Annotated in this window: 15 protein-coding genes; 6 read left to right on the top strand and 9 right to left on the bottom strand. The window is 64.2% G+C overall.

Annotated features, from left to right (window positions below; translation table 11 throughout):
* Window positions 1-83: 83 nt before the first annotated feature.
* A complete protein-coding gene (locus LZC95_42045) occupies window positions 84-1,547 on the bottom strand; it encodes a GDSL-type esterase/lipase family protein (protein WXA93022.1) in 1,464 nt (487 codons plus the stop codon).
* 89 nt (window positions 1,548-1,636) lie between these two features.
* Here LZC95_42045 and LZC95_42040 point away from each other — a divergent pair, with 89 nt between their 5' ends.
* The 4 genes from LZC95_42040 (at window position 1,637) to LZC95_42025 (ending at window position 5,846) form a co-directional block, all read left to right on the top strand.
* Window positions 1,637-3,100, top strand: coding sequence for an MBOAT family protein (locus LZC95_42040; protein WXA93021.1), 1,464 nt, complete (start codon window positions 1,637-1,639; stop codon window positions 3,098-3,100).
* A gap of 13 nt (window positions 3,101-3,113) precedes the next feature.
* Window positions 3,114-3,515: a hypothetical protein gene (locus LZC95_42035; protein WXA93020.1), complete on the top strand. Its 402-nt coding sequence runs from the start codon at window positions 3,114-3,116 to the stop codon at window positions 3,513-3,515.
* Complete coding sequence (locus LZC95_42030) at window positions 3,512-5,179, top strand: hypothetical protein (protein ID WXA93019.1); 1,668 nt, start codon at window positions 3,512-3,514, stop codon at window positions 5,177-5,179. The genes LZC95_42035 and LZC95_42030 overlap by 4 nt, the downstream gene beginning before the upstream one ends.
* Before the next feature lie 403 nt (window positions 5,180-5,582).
* Window positions 5,583-5,846, top strand: a complete 264-nt coding sequence (locus tag LZC95_42025; protein ID WXA93018.1) for a hypothetical protein — start codon at window positions 5,583-5,585, stop codon at window positions 5,844-5,846.
* A gap of 7 nt (window positions 5,847-5,853) precedes the next feature.
* On the opposite strand, the gene LZC95_42020 is transcribed toward LZC95_42025, so the two are convergent.
* From LZC95_42020 to LZC95_41995, 6 genes are all read right to left on the bottom strand, one after another.
* The gene (locus tag LZC95_42020; protein ID WXA93017.1) at window positions 5,854-7,311 is read right to left on the bottom strand and encodes a PLP-dependent aminotransferase family protein; all 1,458 of its coding nucleotides are present in this window, start codon (window positions 7,309-7,311) and stop codon (window positions 5,854-5,856) included.
* Window positions 7,308-8,186: a hypothetical protein gene (locus LZC95_42015; GenBank protein ID WXA93016.1), complete on the bottom strand. Its 879-nt coding sequence runs from the start codon at window positions 8,184-8,186 to the stop codon at window positions 7,308-7,310. Before LZC95_42015 ends, LZC95_42020 begins: the two co-directional genes overlap by 4 nt.
* Entirely contained in the window at window positions 8,183-8,632 is a 450-nt protein-coding gene (locus tag LZC95_42010; protein WXA93015.1) for a rhodanese-like domain-containing protein, read from the bottom strand. The genes LZC95_42015 and LZC95_42010 overlap by 4 nt, the downstream gene beginning before the upstream one ends.
* 65 nt (window positions 8,633-8,697) lie before the next feature.
* The gene (locus tag LZC95_42005) at window positions 8,698-9,885 is read right to left on the bottom strand and encodes a serine/threonine protein kinase (GenBank protein ID WXA93014.1); all 1,188 of its coding nucleotides are present in this window, start codon (window positions 9,883-9,885) and stop codon (window positions 8,698-8,700) included.
* Window positions 9,882-11,711, bottom strand: coding sequence for an alkaline phosphatase family protein (locus LZC95_42000; protein WXA93013.1), 1,830 nt, complete (start codon window positions 11,709-11,711; stop codon window positions 9,882-9,884). The genes LZC95_42005 and LZC95_42000 overlap by 4 nt, the downstream gene beginning before the upstream one ends.
* Window positions 11,712-11,724: 13 nt before the next feature.
* Complete coding sequence (locus tag LZC95_41995) at window positions 11,725-13,176, bottom strand: trypsin-like serine protease (protein ID WXA93012.1); 1,452 nt, start codon at window positions 13,174-13,176, stop codon at window positions 11,725-11,727.
* Between the two features lie 544 nt (window positions 13,177-13,720).
* Here LZC95_41995 and LZC95_41990 point away from each other — a divergent pair.
* Entirely contained in the window at window positions 13,721-14,488 is a 768-nt protein-coding gene (locus tag LZC95_41990; protein ID WXA93011.1) for an endonuclease/exonuclease/phosphatase family protein, read from the top strand.
* 259 nt (window positions 14,489-14,747) lie between these two features.
* On the opposite strand, the gene LZC95_41985 is transcribed toward LZC95_41990, so the two are convergent.
* Complete coding sequence (locus LZC95_41985) at window positions 14,748-15,695, bottom strand: hypothetical protein (protein WXA93010.1); 948 nt, start codon at window positions 15,693-15,695, stop codon at window positions 14,748-14,750.
* A gap of 182 nt (window positions 15,696-15,877) precedes the next feature.
* On the opposite strand from LZC95_41985, the gene LZC95_41980 reads away from it, so the two are divergent.
* Window positions 15,878-17,263 (top strand): cation:dicarboxylase symporter family transporter, encoded by a 1,386-nt coding sequence (locus LZC95_41980; GenBank protein WXA93009.1) that lies wholly within the window; start codon window positions 15,878-15,880, stop codon window positions 17,261-17,263.
* 177 nt (window positions 17,264-17,440) lie between these two features.
* Here LZC95_41980 and LZC95_41975 read toward each other — a convergent pair whose 3' ends face one another.
* Complete coding sequence (locus tag LZC95_41975; protein ID WXA93008.1) at window positions 17,441-19,915, bottom strand: GH92 family glycosyl hydrolase; 2,475 nt, start codon at window positions 19,913-19,915, stop codon at window positions 17,441-17,443.
* Between the last annotated feature and the right edge of the window lie 16 nt (window positions 19,916-19,931).

The following is a 19,931-nucleotide window of genomic DNA, read 5'->3' as shown; positions in this document are numbered from 1 at the left end:
TGGCGATCCTGGCGACTCTCTTTTGGCGTCCTGGCGATGTCCTTCTTCCGCGGGTCTTCAGCGGTCCATGGAGCCGGTTCCTTCTAATTCCGATTCTTCTCGCGGGCGCCGTACGCGGTGTAGCCGGCCATCAATGCTTTGAACATGAGGTTACCCACCATTTCGCCGCCGGCCGGGGTTGGGTGGGTTAGGTCCCAGCTGCCGAGTTGCGGATTGGCGTGGACCCAGCGCGCCATCGACCCAGAGCCACCCATGGCCTCGTACGTGTTGAAGAACGCGACCTGGTGTTCCAGTGCGGTCTTTCGTTGAAGCTCCACGAGCTGCACGATGATTTTGCGCGTACGGAAGCCACCGCCCTCGGTTTTCTCGGCGCGGTCCAATGGCGAGGCGACCATGACGGAGGCGCCGGGGGCGCCCGTTTTCACCTTTTCGATGAGTGCGCCGAGCTTTTGCACGTAGGCATCGACTTGAATGCCGCCGTCTTCGCTTTCGTTGGTGCCGTATTGCAGAACCACCAGCGCCGGCTTGCGCAAAGCCATTTGATCGGCCCAATGGCCGCCGTCCATTTGATCCCAAAGGCGTGCGCGCGCGCCGTTTGCGCCGAGGGCGTCGTAGACCACGCCGGCCTCGTCCCGCTCGAGGGCCACGCCGAATACGCGGGCATCGCCATTTCCGCGGGTGCGCAAGGTGAGGGTCGCGGCGCCGTCGGGCACGTGCTTCGTGTAGACGCGCGAGACCTTTTCCGGGCCGCGCGTGGACACGATTTCGGGCTCCTGGCCCGCGACCGATAATTCGATATCGCCGCCATACGGCTGCTCGAGGTAATACACATCGAAGCGCGATACCTTGCGCCCGTAATCGCCTTTGGCGGGCGTTCCGAACGTGGCGCTCGCGCCGCCGTTCGTATGGAACGAAACGCCGCCGAGTCCATAAATATGATCACCCGAGAAGGGCCCGGTGATGCGGCTGATGTTCCAGCCCTCGGATGCCGAGTGCACGACGTCGTTGTGGAAGTACCACTCCCACGGATTGGCCGTGAGTACGAAGCCGTGGCCCGAATCGCCGAATCGATCCTGAAAGCGCCGGCGCAGCGTGCCCGAGATGAGATCGCTCGTGATGACCGAGTCGCCGTAATGCAGGATGCGCGTGATGGCCCCGTCGGCCTTGCCCTTTTCCTGATCCGTGCGCGAGAGCTGCCCGTAGAACGCGTCCAGCGCGTGCCCCGTCGGGTCTTCCACCGCGATGGATCCGGCCATCTTCGCGAGCGCGGCAGGATCGGGCGGCGGCTCCTTGGCCTTCTCGGCCGGAAGCGCGTTGGTCACGGTTCCCTGGTTCTCGGTGGCCCGCAGGGTGGTCTCGCCCACCGCGCTCGCCACCGGTGCGGTCGCGTTCTTTTCCGGCGCGCCCGCGGCGGTCTCCGTTTCCGCCGGCGGATCCCACGGCGCCGCGGCAACCCGCAGGGGGCGCAGCTTGGGCGACAGGTAGGGGATGGCGAGCAGAAGCGCCATCACGCCCAGTGCGAGTGCTGTTTTTCCCGGAAAAGGCACAGACGGCTCTTTTGCGTGCGACACCCCCGCGAGATAGCGAAAAGCGAGCCATCTTGCTACCGTCCGGCGCGTTTTTCGGGTTTTTTCGGATGCTCTTCAACAGCGCGCTGTACGGATTCTTTCTCGTTGGGACTTTTCTCGTCTTTTGGGCGCTGCGCGCGCGAAGGCTGTGGCGGTCCGTCTTTCTCGTCCTGGCCAGTTACGCGTTCTACTTCTTTGGCACGTACGACACGGCCTTGGAGCAGGAGACGCCGCTCGGGCCCATCGCCTGGAGCGTGCTCTGTCTGGGCATCATCTTCGTGGGCAGCACCCTCGACTATGCCATCGGCCGCGCGCTCGGAAGGACGGAGAACCCGCGCGCGCGCAAGGCGCTGCTGCTCCTATCCATCTTTTATTACATCGGCGTTCTCGCCCTCTTCAAATATTTCAACTTTGCCGTCGACTCCTTCGTCGCGCTTTTCGGCGCGATGGGAATCCATCTCCAGCCGCTGCATTTGAGGCTGGTCCTCCCATTCGGCATCTCGTTTTTCACCTTCGAGACGATGAGCTACACCATCGACGTGTACCGCCGGGAAATCGAGCCCGCGAAGCGGTACCTCGATTATCTGCTCTTCGTTTGCTTCTTCCCGCATTTGGTCGCCGGGCCCATCGTGCGCCCGCATCAAATGCTGCCGCAGCTCGAACGCACGCCGGTGGTCGATGCCGCGCAGCAAGCGCGCGGCCTGTACCGCATTGCCATCGGCCTCGCCAAGAAGATTGCCATTGGCGACATGCTCGCGGTCAACCTCGTGGGGCGCGTGTTCGACAATCCCGAGCGCTACTCCTCCATCGAGGTGCTCGTTGCCATTTATGCCTATGCGGTGCAAATCTATGCCGACTTCTCCGGCTATAGCGACGTGGCCATCGGCAGCGCGGCCCTTTTTGGTTACGAGCTGCCCGAGAACTTCAATGCGCCGTATGCGGCCAAAAGCCTGCAGGACTTCTGGCATCGCTGGCACATCTCCCTCAGCACCTGGCTTCGCGATTACCTCTACATTCCGCTCGGCGGCTCCAAAGGTGGGTCCGTTCGCACCTATCGCAATTTGATGATCACGATGCTCCTCGGCGGCCTATGGCACGGCGCATCGTGGAATTTCGTCATCTGGGGCGGATTGCACGGCGTTGCGCTCGCGGCGACGCGCATGTGGCAGCGGGCGAGGGAAGGACGGCCTTCGGTGTTTTTCCCGCGGCCGCTCGCGGTGTTTCTCACCTTCCAATACGTGTGCTTTGCATGGATCTTCTTCCGCGCGCCCACGTTCGCCCATGCCAAGCTGATGATCGCGCGCATCGCGCAAGGCGCCTTTGGGACGGAGAATCTGGCGCCGAAGGTCCTGGTCGTGTTGCTCGCGGCCATGGTGCTGCACTACGTGCCCCGGCGCATCTCGGAGACCTTGCGCGATCGATTCGTCCTGACACCGGCTTGGCTCCAAGGGATCATGCTCGCCGTGGCCGCATACGGATTGCACATCGCTGCTGGAAGCAAAGCGGAGCCCTTCGTCTATGGACAATTCTGAAAGGACGCCGACCGTGAGCCTGCGCATTCGTCGACTCTTCGCCGCGCTCGATCTCGTCAGTGCGGTGCTTCTCGGCCTCGGCGTCTTCGTCGGGTTGCCCGATCGGTGGCTCTATGTCGATCTTCCGGCCGGCCTTCTCATGCTTCTCTTCGGCCTGACGGCCGTCGGCCTCTTTGCGAGCACGGCGTGGGCCGAAAAGGTCGCGCGCGCGACCGCCGTCGTGGCCCTGGGGCTCGGGCTTCTGCTCATCGCGCTGCTCGCCATCGGCGCGAGCTACCTGTACGGCATTTACGGCCCCGTCGGGCAGGGCGGCGCACTCATTTTCGGGCTCATCATCGCGCTCGCCATTCCCTACCTGATCGCGTTGCCGGTGGCGCAGTTCCTCTGGTTTTCGCGGGCTGGCACGCGCCCATGACGGCGCGCTTGGTGCGCCTGCTCGCGATCTACGCGGGGGCGTTGCTCGCTCTCTGCGTGGTCATTGCGCGCACGTACTCGCTGGGCTCGCCCGAGCGACCCGTGGTGCTCGCCAGCGTGTGGAGCGCGGGCAAGCTCGTGGCGCGTGCGGAGGTGGCCTCGATGGGTGCGCGCACGGCCGAGGTCGACCGCGCGATGGCCGAGGCGGCCTCGCCCCAGCTCGTCTACGAGACCGTGACCGGCGAATCGCGCATGGCGACGAAGCCGCATTGGCTGTTTGCCATTTCCCTGGTTCCGGGGCGCGACGGCGTCATGGCGCGCTTGAATGGAAAGACGGCGTACGTGACGCCGGACGACCTTCTCGCGCGCCAGGCCTACGACCATGGAATCAACCACGAGGCCATTGGTCTCGCGGCGGGGGCAGATATACCGCTCATCCTGGCGATGCTCTCGGAGCGTCTGCACGCGAGCGCGCGCGACATCGCGGATTCGGCGGTGATGCGGCGCATTCGCGTGGAGCGCACGGTTCCTTCCGCACCGCGCCCGGAGCGCATCACGGCGGACAACATGACCCACGCCATGGTGCGCGAGGCCACGCTCGACATTGCGCATTATCTGGCGCGCAGCCTCGATGACGGAGGTCGCTTTCGCTACATGGTCGACGCCACGGAAAATCGCACCCTGGCAGGATACGATTGGCCGCGCCACGCCGGGGCCACGTATTTTCTCGCCCAGGCGGCCGCGCTCTCGGGAGATGCCGATTTGCGGTATGCCACGTTGCGGGCAGCGGCGCGGTTGCGCGACAAAGGCTTGGTCGCGTGCGGCGACTACAAATGCATTGGCCAGGACGACATCGTCGAAGTGGGCTCGAGCTCCCTCGCGATCATTGCCTTCGTCGAAATCGTGCGCACGGGCATCGATGAATCTTACCGCCCCCTCATCGCCGATCTGGCGCGTTTTCTCCGAAGCCAACAGCGTGCCGACGGGGAATTCATGCACCAATACGACCGCGGCGCGCGCCGTCCCATCGACGTGCAGTTCGTCTACTTCACCGGGGAAGCGTCACTCGCCCTGGCGCGCTCGTACCATTTGAGCAAGAGCACCGAAGATCGCGATGCGGCGCGGCGAGCGCTCGCGTTCATCGTGGGGCCGGCGTGGCGGTTCTTTGGCAATCGCTATTACTTCGGCGAGGAGCACTGGACGTGTCAGACGATGGCGGATCTCGTCGAGAGTCCAGACGATCCCGCGCTCGATTTCTGCGTTCGCTGGCAGCGCTTCGGCCGGCGCATGCAGCACCAGGATGGCGATTCGCCACAGGATACGGACGGATCCTTGGGCATTGATCCGATGATCACGCCGCGCTTGACCCCCGTTGCATCGCGTTGCGAAGCCGCCGTGGCGACGCTCGACGCGGCGACGCGGTTGGGGTTACCGGAAGCCGAACGGCGCGCGATCGATCTCCAGACGCGGCGCGCGTTGGCGTTCTTGCTTCGCCATCAATTTCGCCCCGGTCCAACGCACCTCTTTGCCGATCCGGCCGCGGTTCATGGCGCGATTCCCGGAAGCCCCGTCGATTTCCAACTCCGCATCGATTACGCGCAACATGCAGGAAGTGCCATGATTCGCTGGCTCGCGGTGGCCCCTGACCTCTCGTCACATCCTTGAAACAAAACAGAGGCGATTCACATTCTCCTACAAAAGCACAAAGAAGGGTTGGTCATCGCCAAAGCGAGGGTTAAGGTTAATCTCGTAGGGTCCAGAGTTTGGGCCTTGCACGAGGGCGATGACGAAAGGCGAGCGATCGTCGATTGCGTATCAAGAGGCAAGCCGGGAGCGAAAGGCTCCTGAAGGTCTCGCACTGACGCAGTGGTTCGACGACGCTGATGGCGCCGCGTCGCAGCAAGCACGGTCGCCTGGCGCCGCGCTATCTCCCGGAGGATTGGGTCGTTCGACGGCATCGGGCTTGCGAAGCAACGATGATGCTCAGGCGGCTCTTTTTGTAGCAACCGATCCCAAGAGGATCCTCAACCCGCGCGAACCTCGTTCGCACGGTTATCCGGGTGAATGGATGAAAATCCCCACCATCAGCACCATCGATACGTTGACCCTCGACGAAGCGCACGCGTACTTGGACGCGGCGAACGGAGACGAGCTCGAAGCGGCCGTTGCCATCGCAACCGACCGCAACAAGCTCGATGGCACGAGCTCTTCGCCGGACGACGCCGAAGTGCATCATGCGTACTTCCTTCTGCGCCGCGCGCGCGGAATGGATGCCCCCAGCTTCGACACGATGAGGGTCGAGTTGAAGAAACGGATGGTGCAGGCGGCATAGTCCTCTTCTAGAGCAGCGTAGCTAGAAGACGTATGCCGGCGCGGATTTCGGCGGGGCTGGCGGCGGCGTAGCTCACCAGCAAGGCGGGGCGCGCCGCACGCGAAGACTCGAGGAAGTACCGCGATAGGGGCGGCAGATCGAGCCCATGCTCGTGCACGCGGTGGCTCACCGTGGCGTCGTTTTCGCCGCGCGGAAGCCAGCCGACGCAATGCATGCCGTTCTCGGTTCGGTCGACGGTCAGGGTGCCTTGGAGCTCGCGCGAAACGCTGTCGAGCAAGGTGTCGCGTCGTTCCTCGCAAAGCGTCCGTGTCGCGCGAATGTGCGCCGCGAAGTGGCCCTCGGAGATGAAGTCGGCCATCGTGGCTTGGAGCAGCGCCGGCGGCGGGCCATCGCTCGCGAGGCGCGCCAGGACGAGGGCGTCGATGACGTCCACCGGTGCGATGAGGTACGCGAGCCGCAAGGACGGGAACATGACCTTGTTGAAGGTGCCCGCGTAGAGCACGTGCGCGTGCGCATCGGTGCCCTGGATGGCGGCGAGCGGTCGCCCGGCGAAGCGGAATTCGCTGTCGTAGTCGTCCTCGAAGATCCACGCCCCAGCGTCGCGTGCCCACGCGAGAAGGGCCCGACGGCGTGCACTGCCCATGGTCACGCCGAGCGGATACTGAAACGAAGGCGTCACGTAGGCGAGGCGCGCATGCGGGGCGCGTGCGATGCCCGCATCGACGGATAGGCCATCGGCGTCGACGGGAACGGGCACCAGGTCCGCTCCACCGGCGCGAAAGGCGCTGCGTGCGCCGAGGTAGCCGGGTTCCTCCATCCAGACCGCGTCACCGGGGTCGAGAAGGACGCGCGCGCAGAGGTCGAGCACCTGCTGCGTGCTGGAGGCGATGAGCACATGCCGGTACGTGCAACGCACGCCGCGGTGCGATCCTGCGTAGGCGGCGACGGCTTCGCGGAGCGCGGGAAGTCCGGCGGGGTCGATGGCGCCGGCCAAGGCGGGGCCGGAGGACTTCGCGCGCCGCGCGAGGAGGCGATTCCAGATGCCGAAGGGGAAGGCGTCCAGGTTCGGGATGCACGGGGTGAAGGCGCGCGTGAGGGTGGTGGCGTTCTCGCGGCCTTGATCGACGAGGGCGCGGCCTCGGGTGGAGAGCGGTGGTGGCGCCGCCTCGTGGGATTGGCCTTTTCCGGGAAGGGGACTGACGTCGCGCGAGGCGGTGGGGGCGACGAAGGTGCCGACGCCGACGCGGCGGACGAGAAGGCCTTCGGAATCGAGCTGCGCGAAGGCGGCTTCCACGGTGGTGCGCGAGACGCCGAGATCGCTCGCCAAGGTGCGGGTGGCGGGAAGGCGGGAGCCGGGCGGAAGGCTTCCGCGTGCGATGGCCTCCCGCAGCGCTTGGGCAATCGAACCGGCCCCCGCCCGGGCCACGTGAATCGACACGAGGGGGGCGGTCGAGCGCCGCGTCAACGGGGGTGCTCGCGCATCGATTGAAGCAGGGCGCCGGCGAACCGCTCCGCGGCAGCGACATCGCCGTCCAAGTACAAGCTGGGTTCGATGAGCTCGAGCTCCATCAATTGGAATTGGCCGCCTACCACCACGCCGTCGACGCGCGCATAGACCGGGCGCGCGAGAATGGCGTCGAGCACGCTGCGGCCTTGGCGTACGAGGCTCTCCGAGGGCGCGGTTCGTGTGTGCTTGCCGCCGAAGTTCGACTGCGTGCGAAAGTCGTTCTGCGCGGGGCGTTTGACCAGCGCGTGCGAGAATTCCCCGTCGAAGAAAAGGAGCGACCACTCGCCGTCGTCGACGATCTCCCGCACGAAGGGCTGCACCAGCACCCCCGATTCTTCGAGCAGCCGGCCCAATTCCAGCTGCCGCTTCGGCGCCTCGGCGAGTGACGTGCGGAACGTCCCGAAGGAATTGACGGATACGGCGGGCTTGACCACCGCATTCGACCATCCTTGCTCGCGCAGCACGTCGTCGAGCGAGGCGTTCTCTCCCTGCTCGATCCAGCGGGTCGGAACGATGGGAACGCCCTTCGCCGAAAGCTCGAGGAGGTAACGCTTATCCATGTTCCAGAGTACGGTTTCCACCGGATTGCACACGTGGACGCCGTCCGCCGCGAGTCCTTGCAGCCACGCGACGAACTCCGTCGGGCGATGGTGGTAATCCCACGTCGAACGGAGCGCGACGGCGTCGAAATCGCGCCACCGCACCCGCGAATCGCTCCACACCGCGGCTTCCACCGCCGCACCCCGCGCCTGCAATGCGGCCGCGGCGACGACGTCGTCCGGGTCGAGCACGGGCATCTTTTCGAAGGTGGCGAATGCGATGCGAGGATTCATGCGTGGTGCTTACGCAAATAATCGTCGAAGGAGGTGCCCTGGGGCAATCGGCCTTCGACCGGGTATCCCTCCCGGACCCATGCATCGAGACCGCCAATCATCTCTTTGACCTGGATCCCGAGCGCACTCAGCTTCGCCGCCGCGCGCGTGGAGCCATTGCAGGAGATGCTCCAGCAATACACGACGACGAGCTTGCCGCGCAGCGGTGCCACCGAGCTTTCGTGGATGCCGCGCGCGGTGATGTGGATGGCGCCGGGAATGTGCATGTCCGCGTACGCCTCGGCGCTGCGCACGTCGACCAAGGTGAAGTCCGCCGTTTTGCGTTCGAGGTCCAGATGGACGTCGGCCGGATCGGTCTCGAAGGCGAGCTTGCTCGCGAAATGCCGGTGCGCTTCCTCGGGCGATGCGGCGGGGATTTCCAGGAGAAACGAGAATCGATGGGACATGGCCCCTGTTTGAGGCATGCGCGGTGTCTTCACCAGGTCCAATTTGACGCCTTCGGGTGGACCATTCAGCGCCGCCCGGCGTCGGCGGCCGGCGGATTGCGAAGTTGCTCCTGCGTCTCACTTGCAACTTTGTCGCGGTACGCGATGAAGCCTGCCACGCCGATCATCACGGCCACGCCGAGCACCAGCCCGGCCAAAAGCGCCGTCCGCGGCGACATGGATCGCGGTTCATCGAGCTCCGCCAGGGCAGCGAGCGCCTCGGGGCTCGCGGGCTTCAAGGCATACTGCACCTGCTCGTCGCGTAGGAGCTGCGCGGCGGCGGGCGCCGGGGCACTCAGGCCGCACACCTGATCGAGCGCCCGCGACATCTCCGCGGCACTTTGAAAGCGCAGGTGCGGTTCGCGCGCGCACGCCTTGGCGAACCACGCATCGAAGCCGGGCGGCACGTTGGGATTCACCTCCGAGGGCACGGGCATCGGCTCCGCGCAGACCTTGAGCACGATGTCGCCGAGCACTTCGCCCTCGAAGGGAATGCGCGCCGTCAGCGCGGCAAACGTGCTCGCGCCGAGGGACCACAGATCCGTGAGCACACCGGGCATGCCGCCCGAGGTGAGCTGCTCCGGGCTCATGAAATTCGGTGTGCCGATGACCGCGCCCTCCTGCGTCGGCCCTCCCATGGGCACGGGCGCACGATCCGTGCGAATGGGCTCTTCGAAGATTTTCGCAATTCCGAAGTCGACCAATTTGACCACGTACGGATATTCGCTGCCGATGGCTTCCGCGCTCGTGGTGAGGAAAATGTTGTCCGGCTTCAAATCGCGATGAACGATGCCTGCAGCGTGCGCGCGATCCAAGGCGACCGCGGCCTGTCGAATGATGTTCGCCGCCTCGCGCGGCGCGACGGGCCCCTCGCGGATGATGAGCTCCGAGAGCGATTCTCCCTGGAGGTACTCCATGACGATGTAAGGGAATCCATCGGCGGTGACGCCGTAGTCGTAGACGTGTACCGCGTGCTGGCTCTGAAGGCGCGCCGCGGCGCGGGCTTCGATTTCGAAACGGCGGCGCGAGTCGGGGTTGGTGACGTGCTCCTCGCGAATGAACTTGATGGCCACGCGCGTGCCCAAGGTGCGATGCGTGCCCGCCCAGACCGTGCCCATGCCGCCGGCGCCGATGAAATGCAATACGACGTATTTGCCGCCGACAATCATCCCCTCGAAGTGGGGAATGTCCCGAGGAGTCTCGTGCGGCGTCATGGTCCTTTGGCGAGGGAAGGTGCCTTGGTGGCAGCGGACGGCGGCGGCACGCCGAGGAGATCGGCGAGGGTACGAGCATACGCCCCGAATGGAATCGGTTCCTCCTTCACGACACCGGCCCGAACGCGTTTGGGGGCTCGCACCAAGAGCGGTACGGTGCGGTCGTAGAGGTAGGGCGTGCCGTGGCTGGAGCCGTATCCCACGACCTGCGACGGGTCGAAGAAGCTCCCATTGCGCGGAACGACGTAGAACTCGCCGGCCTCCGGCGGGATGGAGTTGGCCACCAGCTCGTCGATGGGATCGCTCCCGCCGCTTCGGCGCAACTCGGCGCTTTCGCGCACGGAGAGCACGCCCGGGTGCGCGAGCAGCGTCTTCTTGATGGTCTCGCGGAGCTTGTCGGCGCGCGTACGCTCCTTGGCGACGGAATCCGCGGCGGCTGCCGAAGCCGACGGCGACGACGACGGCGTGGGTGCGGTAAGGAGCTGGCGGCCCTTCGCCGTGAGAAATACGTACGGGTCGGCCACGCCTTGGATCCACCCGCCCTCACCGAGCGCCTGTTGCGTCGCGTTGGCCAGCTCGCGCGTGAGGTCGTCCGGCAAGAGCCGCTCGCCCGCTTTGCAGGGGCGCTCGAAACGATCCGGCTTCGCACCGGGCTTGCACCACGTGCGCGCCTCCGTCGGCAACTCGGGAAGGGAGACGCCGCCATGATCCGCGGCGAGGATCACGGCGTAGCCATCGGCCCCGAACCGCTTGTCGAGCTCCGAGAAAAACGCGGCGAGCGCCCGATCGATCCGTTGCAACTCGTCCCACGCTTCCCACGAATCGGGCCCGAACACGTGGCCGATGTAATCCGGTGTCGAAAGCGAAATGGCCAATAGCGTATCGCGCGATTTGGCATTTTCCGCATCGAGCGCGGCGAGCCCCAAATCGAGCAGCGCTTGATCGGTATTGGGCGAAAGGCGAATACCGGCCGCCGGCGCTTTGGCCTGCGACGGCTCGTGCGGAAAGGTGATACCGAAGCCGGGGGCATCGCCCTCGCCGGGCTGCGCGTCGGGGCCTGCGGCGTGCGTGCGCGTGAATTCGGCATCGAGCAGGTCCCAGCGGGGCGCGCGGATGGCCTTCATGGCCTCCGTCGAGCTTCCTTTGGCCGCCCAGGCGGGAAAGCTCTGGGCGAACCCCGTCGACGTCACCATGCGGTCGGTGGCGGAGTCGTACCAAAGCGTGGCCGTGGGCCGCCGTCCGCCGCCGAAGATGGCGCCGCGATCCTTGAGCGAGATGCTGACGATGAGGGCATTGGGGTTGGCCGCGCGGAACGAGTCGGCCACCGTCTCGACGCGCAAGCGCGCGATCGACGAGGAGGGCGATTTGCCCGGACCCTCCGTGCCAATGGCCCGCACGCTCGGGTCGAGCAGGATGGTCACCCGTTTGCCGTCGGCATCGGGCACCTCATTGCCGAAGATGCCCGAATCGCGCGGCATCGCGCCCGTGTACAGCGCCGCGTGGCCCGGGGCCGTGTCGGTCACCGCGTGCGCGTACCGCAGTCGCTGCACCCACGTTCCTTCACGCCGAAGCCGCGCAAAGCCCCCGGTTTCGGGCAACAGCGGAAGGCGCTCGGCCGCAATCCAGGCGGCGAACTGATCGACGACGAAGCTGACGACCACACGGTGCGAGGGGCCCGTCGATTGCGTGGTGCGCGTTTCCGAGCCGGCTTGTGGCGGGCTCTTGGCACTCGGACCACAGGCGCATGCGAGAACGGCGGGTGTCAGAAAACGAGCGAGGTGCCACGTCCAACGTCGGACGCCATCGACTGTTGCGTTAGCTGCCATTTTTGCGAGCGAATCATCGCACGCTCCGGCGCCGCCGACGAAGGAACATTCCGAGGACCACGCCCAAAGTCGCGGCAACGGAGGCGGGCCCCGCCGCATTGCCCGGTGTGGGCGACATTGCGCAACCGCCGCCCGAGACGGGGCCGAAGGTGCTGAGCGGGTTCATTTCGCCGCTTTCGGTCGCGGCCCACGCTGCATTTTCCATGTCGCAACTGGGCGCACACGACCGCTCACGACAGTGCGCGAGGGCGACGCGCTTCGCATTGGTCGCGCAGGCCGCCGGGGCATCGTCCTTTTGGAGGCAGTCGTAGCAGGTGCCATCGGCCGCACACGCGGCGAGCTCGCTGCAGCACGCGGAGTCGGTGCAGGTTGCACACGCATTGCCCACCGACGAGGCGCCCGCATATCCGCATGCCGGTGTGGCCGCGCACATGGTCGACCCGGCGCAGACGTTCGCGCAAACCTCGGAGGTGCATGCGCACTGCTTGCTGGCGTTGTAAGGTCCCACGCCGAGCGGGTACTTGTTCTCGCATGCCGTGCGGCAGCTGTCGTTCGAGCAGGCCGTGATGCAGCGCGCGTAGTTTCCGCATTGCGCATCGGCGAGGCATGCCTGCTCCATCTTGCGGCAGGCCCCGGTGCCGGAGGCCTCGCGCTTGGCGCAAAGCTCGCACGAATCGGCGGGGGCGGGTTCCGTCACGATGGATTGGACCCACTCGAAGGCGGCCGAAATGCGACCGCTCACCCCGACGCCATCGCAATTGCCGGTGACGTACGAGTGCACGCCGGCAACGTATTCCGTATTGTCGACGCTGATGAGCGCCGGACCGCCGCTGTCGCCGTTGCAAATGCCGCCATTGGAAATCGAATACGACAATTTGGTCGGGCTCACCGCGTTCAGGCTGCGGTCGATGCTCTGTCGCACGGTGTTGTCGCTCGACTCGGGCGGTGCATTCGTGTGGCCGAAGCCGACGCAGGTGACGACGCTCTTTTCGGCGAGCTTGTCCTGCTCGGGCGTCAGAATGGGCATCGTCGGCGTGCTGGCCTCGGCACCTGCAAACCGCACGATCGCGAAGTCGTACGACGATGTTACGCTGCCGTCGTGAAGCGGGTGCTTGCGCACGTCGATGGCCTCGTAACGCAACGTCGCGCGCGCATGGAAATCGTCGCCGACGTAAACGTACTTCGGCGGAATGGCGGCGCAGTGGCCGGCGGTGAGGACATACCCCACGCGGCTTTCTGCATCGACGTGGATGACCGTTCCACTGCAGAGCATCGCGCTTTTGCCCTGCTCGTTGTAAACGGTCACGACCGCGCCGTGCGTCGTGTCGTTCACCCCGTTGATGATCGGCGCGCTGGCGCTACCGGCGATTTCATCCGCCGCCGCATGATCCCATGCGTCGGATGAGCAAGCCGAAAGGCCGGCCAGGCAGGCCGCCAACGATATCCAAAGATGTTTTGCACCCATCGCGTTATGCGTGCGTCCCCCCGCACGAATGAAAACCTAAGTGGCTCGGCTCCGACGGCAATGGACGAGTCCGTACGAAAATGCGAAAAACACGAAAAATCGCGATTGGTGTGGCATTTTCGCGAGATCGTCCGGCGAATACGATGTGCGCAAATCGCTCGAGGTTGCGGTGTGGTGCTTTGAAGTCGCGATTGAGCCCGGTTTGCTAATTTGAAATAGGCCACGCCCAGTGGGCCGGCGCGCGCATCAACGGCGCAGCTTTCGGCAGCTTTCCGTAGAATGGGCGCACAAAAGGGCCAGTTTCGAAAGTTGTCGTTGCAGCATCAGGCAGACTGCGCCACGGTTCGGTCCCATGCTGACGGACCGAACAGGGGCGGAACGGGCGAAATTATTAGAAAAAATTATGCGGGCTGGACTTCTCCTGCTTCTCGCGAGCACCGCGATCGCATGTGCTGGTGACGACGGTGCATGTAGCGACGATGTATGTGGAGATGGGTCGGAGTCCGCAGTTGCCTCGAGCCTCGCGGGCACCCGCATCCGAATCATGGGTGCGAACATCACCAGCGGGAATGCGCAGTCGTACACGCCGGGCGAGGGGACGCGCATTTTCCAGGGACTCGACCCCGACATCGCGATGCTTCAGGAGTTCAATTACGGCTCCAATTCGTCGGCGGACATTCGAAGCTTCGTGAACACCGCGTTCGGTACCTCGTTTTCTTATTTTCGCGAGGGCGGCAGCAAGCAGATTCCCAATGGCATCGTGAGCCGATATCCGATCAAGTCCGCGGGCGCATGGGACGATCCGCAGGTGAGCAATCGAGAGTTCGCCTGGGCGCGCATCGATATCCCGGGCACCGCCGATCTCTGGGCCATCAGCGTGCACCTGCTGACGTCGAGCGCGGCGACCCGTGAGACGGAGGCCACCGCCTTGGTGTCGTTCATCAAGAACAACGTGCCCTCGACGGATTACGTGGCCATCGGCGGCGATTTCAATACGAGCAGCCGCACGGAAGCAGCCATCGGGAAGTTCTCCTCGGTGTTCGTCACTTCGGGTCCGTATCCTGCGGATGCTTCCGGCAACGCGAACACGAATGCGAGCCGCAGCAAGCCGTACGACTGGGTTCTGGCCAATGGCAAATTGAACAACCTTGCTACATCCGTGACGATCGGCAGCGCCTCGTTCGCCAATGGCCTCGTGTTCGATTCACGCGTTTTTACGCCGCTTTCCAGCGTTTCGCCGGTCCGCTCGAGCGACAGCGGCGCGACGAACATGCAGCACATGGCGGTCGTACGGGATTTCGTCATTCCGTAATGTGATCGTGTCACCAGATCGTCTTACGTGATCGTGATCGTCTTACGTGATCGTGGTCGTCTTACGTGATCGTGATCGTCTTACGTGATCGTGATCGTCTTACGTGATCGTGGTCGTGCACGCGCACGCGCTCGTGCACGAAGCGGTCCGTGCGAAGCGCTCCCGCTGTCTCTTCGAGCACGAGCGCGTGCGCGATCACGATCACGATCACGATCACGATCACGATCACGTGAGACGATCACGTGAGACGATCACGATCTCAAGGGCCGGCGTCTTTGCATCCCGCGCCGGTGCCCGTAGGGCGCAGGGTCGTGAAGCCGCCGTTGGTGCTGTTCAAGTGGCAGGTCATGCAGATGTACGGCGCGGCGGCGGTGATGGTGCCGCCGCTGTTCGTGGCGAAGGTGCTGCGGTCGGTGAGTTGGCCCTCGGCGGTGTAGGCTGCGAAGTCGAGTTGGCCGTCGTTGCGGAGGCGCGTGAAGATGACTTCGGTCTCGCGCACGCCGGCGTCGACCAGGGTTTCGGCGACGAAGATGCCTTTTTCGCCGTTGGCGAAGATGCGGCGGGGACCGTTTTTTGGCTTCGAGCACGCGATGGTCTCGTCGGACCACGTGCGGTAGTCGCCGTAGCGCGCGCGTAGCTCGTCGAGCGTCGCCGGCAGCGGACGGCTGCACGGGTAATGGTAGTGCAAACCACGTCGCAAAAAGGGAACGTCGAGCCGTCCGTCGCGGCCGCGCGCCGCGGAGGCGAGAAACGCGCGCCCCATGTTCTCGTGTTCTGCGGCCTGCGCACGCGTCGCCGTTGCGGGGCGATCTGCCGGCTCTTCGAACATGTAGTGAACCACGGCGCGCATCATCTCGGACTGCCCGCCGTAATCGAAGGGGTCGGGCACCCCCGCCGTCTCCGTCTGCGCGAGCTGCTCGCCATACCCGGGCTCGGCCTCGGTCAGGTTGGGCGCCAGCGGCGGTCCCGGCAATGCGGCGCCGCACGCCACCGGAGGCTTCCACCCGCCGTCGCCCGCCGCGTCATAACCTGCGTCAACGATGTTGCCGTCCTGAACACCCGCATCGGAACTGGATGCGTCCTCCCGCGGAAGCGAAGCATCATGTCCAGGAGGTCCAGGGAAGACGGCGATCCCATCTCCCTCCCCGCACGCGAAAAACGTGAGCACCGGAAGAGCGAAAGACGCGAGAAAATAGGCGCGACGCATAAGAACATCCTCGAGGATCAAGTGAAAACGACTTTCACTTGCATCACAAAACGGCGCGCGTCAATCGCAAACAGTATCCATGAATCTTTCAGGAGAAAACGTATCTGACTCCGACTCAAATGAAAGCCGCGGCACGTGCCCGCGACTCGAGATAAGGTGCAGCCTTTCACGGAGGAGACTCGATGCTGGATCACGCCCACTCTGCCGGAGCGGCAGTCGATACGCCCACACCGCGACGCTGGTACCGATCGGGTACGTTCTACATCTTCGTCGGGCTGTTCCTGGGCATCGTTTTGGGCGGGTTTTTCCCGCAGGATCAGTATCCGACCGTCTATCACATCTTCCACTTCTGTTCGAAGGCGTTCATCTCGCTCATCAAGGGACTCATCGTTCCCTTGCTGGTGTCGACGATCATCGTCGGTATCGCGCAGACCGGTGACTTGAAGTCGGTTGGCCGCATGGGCGGCAAGGCGCTTCTCTATTTCGAAGTCGTCACCACCATCGCGCTCGTCCTCGGATTGATCATTACGAATCTGATCAAGCCGGGTGAGAACCTTCCGCTCGATATGTCGGCCCACGGTGTGGCGCCGGCGAACGCGTCGCTGAGCGGCTGGGACATTGCGCTGCACGCGTTCCCGTCGAACTTGATCAAGCACGCCTCCGACGGCGACATCCTGCCGGTCGTCATCTTCGCGACCTTGTTCGGCGTCGCGCTCACGCGCATCGGGCCGCAAGGCAAGCCGGTGCTGAAGTTCTTCGACGCCGTCGCCAAGGTGATGTTCAAGTACACGGACATCATCATGCGCCTGACGCCGATCGGCGTGTTCGGCGCGATGGCTTACAACGTGAGCCACATGGCTGCGGGCCACAAGGTTGGCGGGGTCGAGCTCAAAGGCTGGTCGGCGGTGTTCTACTTGGTTCGCCAGTACGCGACCTTGGTGGGAACGCTGTACCTCGCGCTGATCGCGCTGTTCTGCTTCGTGTTCATCCCGATCATGCTCATCGCCGGGATCCGCCTGAGCAAGTTCCTGCGTGCCGTCAAGGAGCCGGCGCTGACCGCGTTTTCGACGGCCTCGAGCGAGGCGGCGCTTCCCAGCCTTTTGGAGCGCATGGTCGAATTCGGTGCACCGCGCCGTGTGGCGAGCTTCGTCATTCCGACGGGCTACTCGTTCAACCTCGACGGGTCGACGCTCTACCTCGTGGTGGCCAGCCTGACGATTGCCCAGGCAGCGCACGTGGACATGCCGCTGGGCAAGCAGCTGATGATGATGCTGACCTTCATGCTGACGTCGAAGGGCGTGGCCGGTGTGCCGCGTGCGACGTTGGTCATCATTGCCGGCACCTGTGCCAGCTTCGGTCTCCCCGGGGAGGCCGGCATCGCGATGCTTCTCGCCGTCGACGAGTTGATGGACATGGCCCGCACCATGATCAACGTCATCGGCAACGGCCTCGCGTCGGTGGTCATCTCGCGTTGGGAAGGCGTCTTCGGCAGCGAGCTCGGAAAGGTCGAACCGGTCTCCGAGGTGGAGATCGCCGCCCTTCCTGCGACGCCCACGGCCGCCGAATAGCGGCTAGAAGAAAGAGAACCGCCAGGACGCCAAAAAGAGACGCCAGGATCGCCAGGTGAACCAACAATAAACCCTCATTTTAGGTTTATTGTCGATTCATCTGGCGATCCTGGCGGCCTTGGCGTCTTGGCGATTACCTTCTTCTGCGGGACGAATGCCGCCCCCCTTGGGGCGTCCTTATTTGCTCATCGAGTACGGGGCGGCGGCCGGCGCAGTGGCCCATTCGCGGTTGGCGTGGGGGCCCATGGTGAAGCGAAGGGTGCCGCCCTTCATGATGTCCTCGTGGCGCAAGAAGGCCTTGTCGTAAGGCTGATCGTTGAGCGTCACGGATTGGATGTAGATGTTCGTGTCGGAGACGTTCTCCGCCGTGACGGTGAACACCTTGCCGCCGCCCACGTCCAGCGCCGCACGCGGGAACGTGGGCGTGCCGAACACGTATTCCAGGCTGCCCGGGCTCACCGGATAGAAGCCGAGCGCGCTGAAGATGTACCACGCGGACATCTGCCCGCAGTCCTCGTTGCCGCTCATGCCCTCCGGCGTATCGTCGAACATCGTCGACATGATCTGGTGGATTCGCTCCTGCGTGCGCCACGGCTGCCCCGCGTAGCTGTACATGTACGCAATGTGCTGGCTCGGCTCGTTGCCGTGTGCGTACTGGCCAATCAAGCCGCCGATGTCTTCCACCTGCTTGAACTTGTCGTCGCTCGCCTTCAGCGTGAAAAGCTTGTCGAGCTTCTCGACGAACTTCTCCTTGCCGCCCATCAACTCGATGAGCCCGTGCACGTCGTGCGGCACGAAGAAGGAGTATTGCCACGCATTGCCCTCCGTGTAGTCGCTCCCGTACTGCGCAAACAGCGGGTCGAACGGCTCGCGGAAGTGCCCGTCGCTCTTCTTCGCGCGCATGAAGCCCGTGGCGCTGTCGTACACGTGCCGGAAGTACGCCGCGCGCTTGGTGAACTCTTGCTGATCGTCCGTCTTGCCCATGGCCTTGGCCACCTGGGCGATGGTCCAATCGTCGTAGGCGTATTCCAACGTCTTCGACGCACCCTCTTTTTCCTTGTCGATGGGCACGTACCCGTACTTCATGTAGTCGCCCAATCCGCCGTACGGCGCATACGTCGCACTGGCCTTCATCGCCTCGTACGCGGCCTTGCCGTCGAAGTTCTTGATCCCTTTCAGGAATGCATCGGCAATGACCGGCACCGCGTGGTAGCCAATCATGCACCATGTCTCGTTGGAGCCGAACGACCAGATCGGCAGAATGTGGTGCACACTCTGTTCGCGGTGCGCCAGCATCGAGCGAATCATCTCGCCATCGCGCTCCGGCTGCAGAATCGTAAACAGCGGATGCTCCGCCCGGAACGTGTCCCATAGCGAAAAGATATGGTAATTCGTATACCCATCGGCCGTATGAATGGCTTGGTCGAGCCCGCGGTAGCGATGGTCGACATCCATGTACGTTACCGGCGCGAGCATCGTGTGGTAGAGCGACGTGTACAGAATCGTCTTTTTCTTGTCGTCGCCATCCACGTCCATCCGGGATAGCTCGTTGCGCCAGGATTCCTTCGCCGCGTTGCGGATGCCGTCGAAGTCCCAATTCGGCGCCTCCGCGCGCAGATTCTTCAACGCACCATCGATGCCCACGGACGAAATGGAGACTTTGGCCTGGATGACATCGCCCGCCGCCACATCGAAGTTGAAATACGCCTTCAGCTTCTTGCCCGATACGTCGGGGTAATTCTCCAGCAGCTTTCCTTGCCGCCCCATGCCTCGGTACTCTTCCTCGGCGTCGTTGGCGATGCCATAGGAGCCGAACGGCTTGGAGAACTCGATGGCGAAGTACACCGTGCGGTTTTTCGCCCACCCGCGCGTTTGCCGCATGCCCGTCACCAGGCGATCGTTCTCCACGCGGAGCTGCGAGAGCAATACTTTGCCCTCGTAATTGTAAATGCTGCTCACCAAATCCAAAATGACGTGCGCGTGATCGTTCTGCGAGAACGTGTAGCGGTGCATGCCCACGCGGTTCGTGGCCGTGAGCTCCACCTTGGTGTTCGAGTCCTTGAGGATCACCGAGTAATAGCCGGGGCTCGCCTTTTCATCTTCGTGCGAGAACCGCGAGCGGTAGCCCGCATCGGGATTGTCCGGCGTTCCGGGATCGAGCTGCAGCGTGCCCACCGTGGGCATCAGCAGCACGTCGCCCATGTCCGAGTGGCCGGTGCCGCTGAAGTGCGTATGCGCGAATCCCAGAATCGTCTTATCGCTGTAGCGATAGCCCGTTGCCCAGGGCCAGCTCTCCTTGAAGTGCCGCACGTCCGTCTCGGGGCTCACTTGCACCATGCCGAAGGGCACCGTGGCGCCGGGGTAGGTGTGTCCATCACCGCCGGTGCCGATGAACGGATTCACGTATTCGTCGAGGGGCTTTCCCGAGCGCGGCTTGAGCGCCGAAATCCGCACCGGCGGCTCCCCGCTGGAGGTGACGGCGTTGCCTTTGGCGGGAGATTCTCCGCTCCCAGAGGCTGCCGCCGGGGACGAATCTGCCGCCGGTCCACCGGTGCTTTCCTGGGTGTGGGGGCTCTTGAACCGCACATAGAGGAAGGCGCCTCCGACGATGAGCGCGCCAAAGATGATCCAGAATCGCGGGTTTTTCGGCATTGTCGTTCCCGCCGCG

The sequence above is a fragment of the Sorangiineae bacterium MSr12523 genome, from assembly GCA_037157775.1.
GTDB lineage: Bacteria > Myxococcota_A > Polyangia > Polyangiales > Polyangiaceae > Pendulispora > Pendulispora brunnea.
Note: the sequence above shows the minus strand (reverse complement) of the source record. Positions and strands in the feature narration are given on the sequence as shown.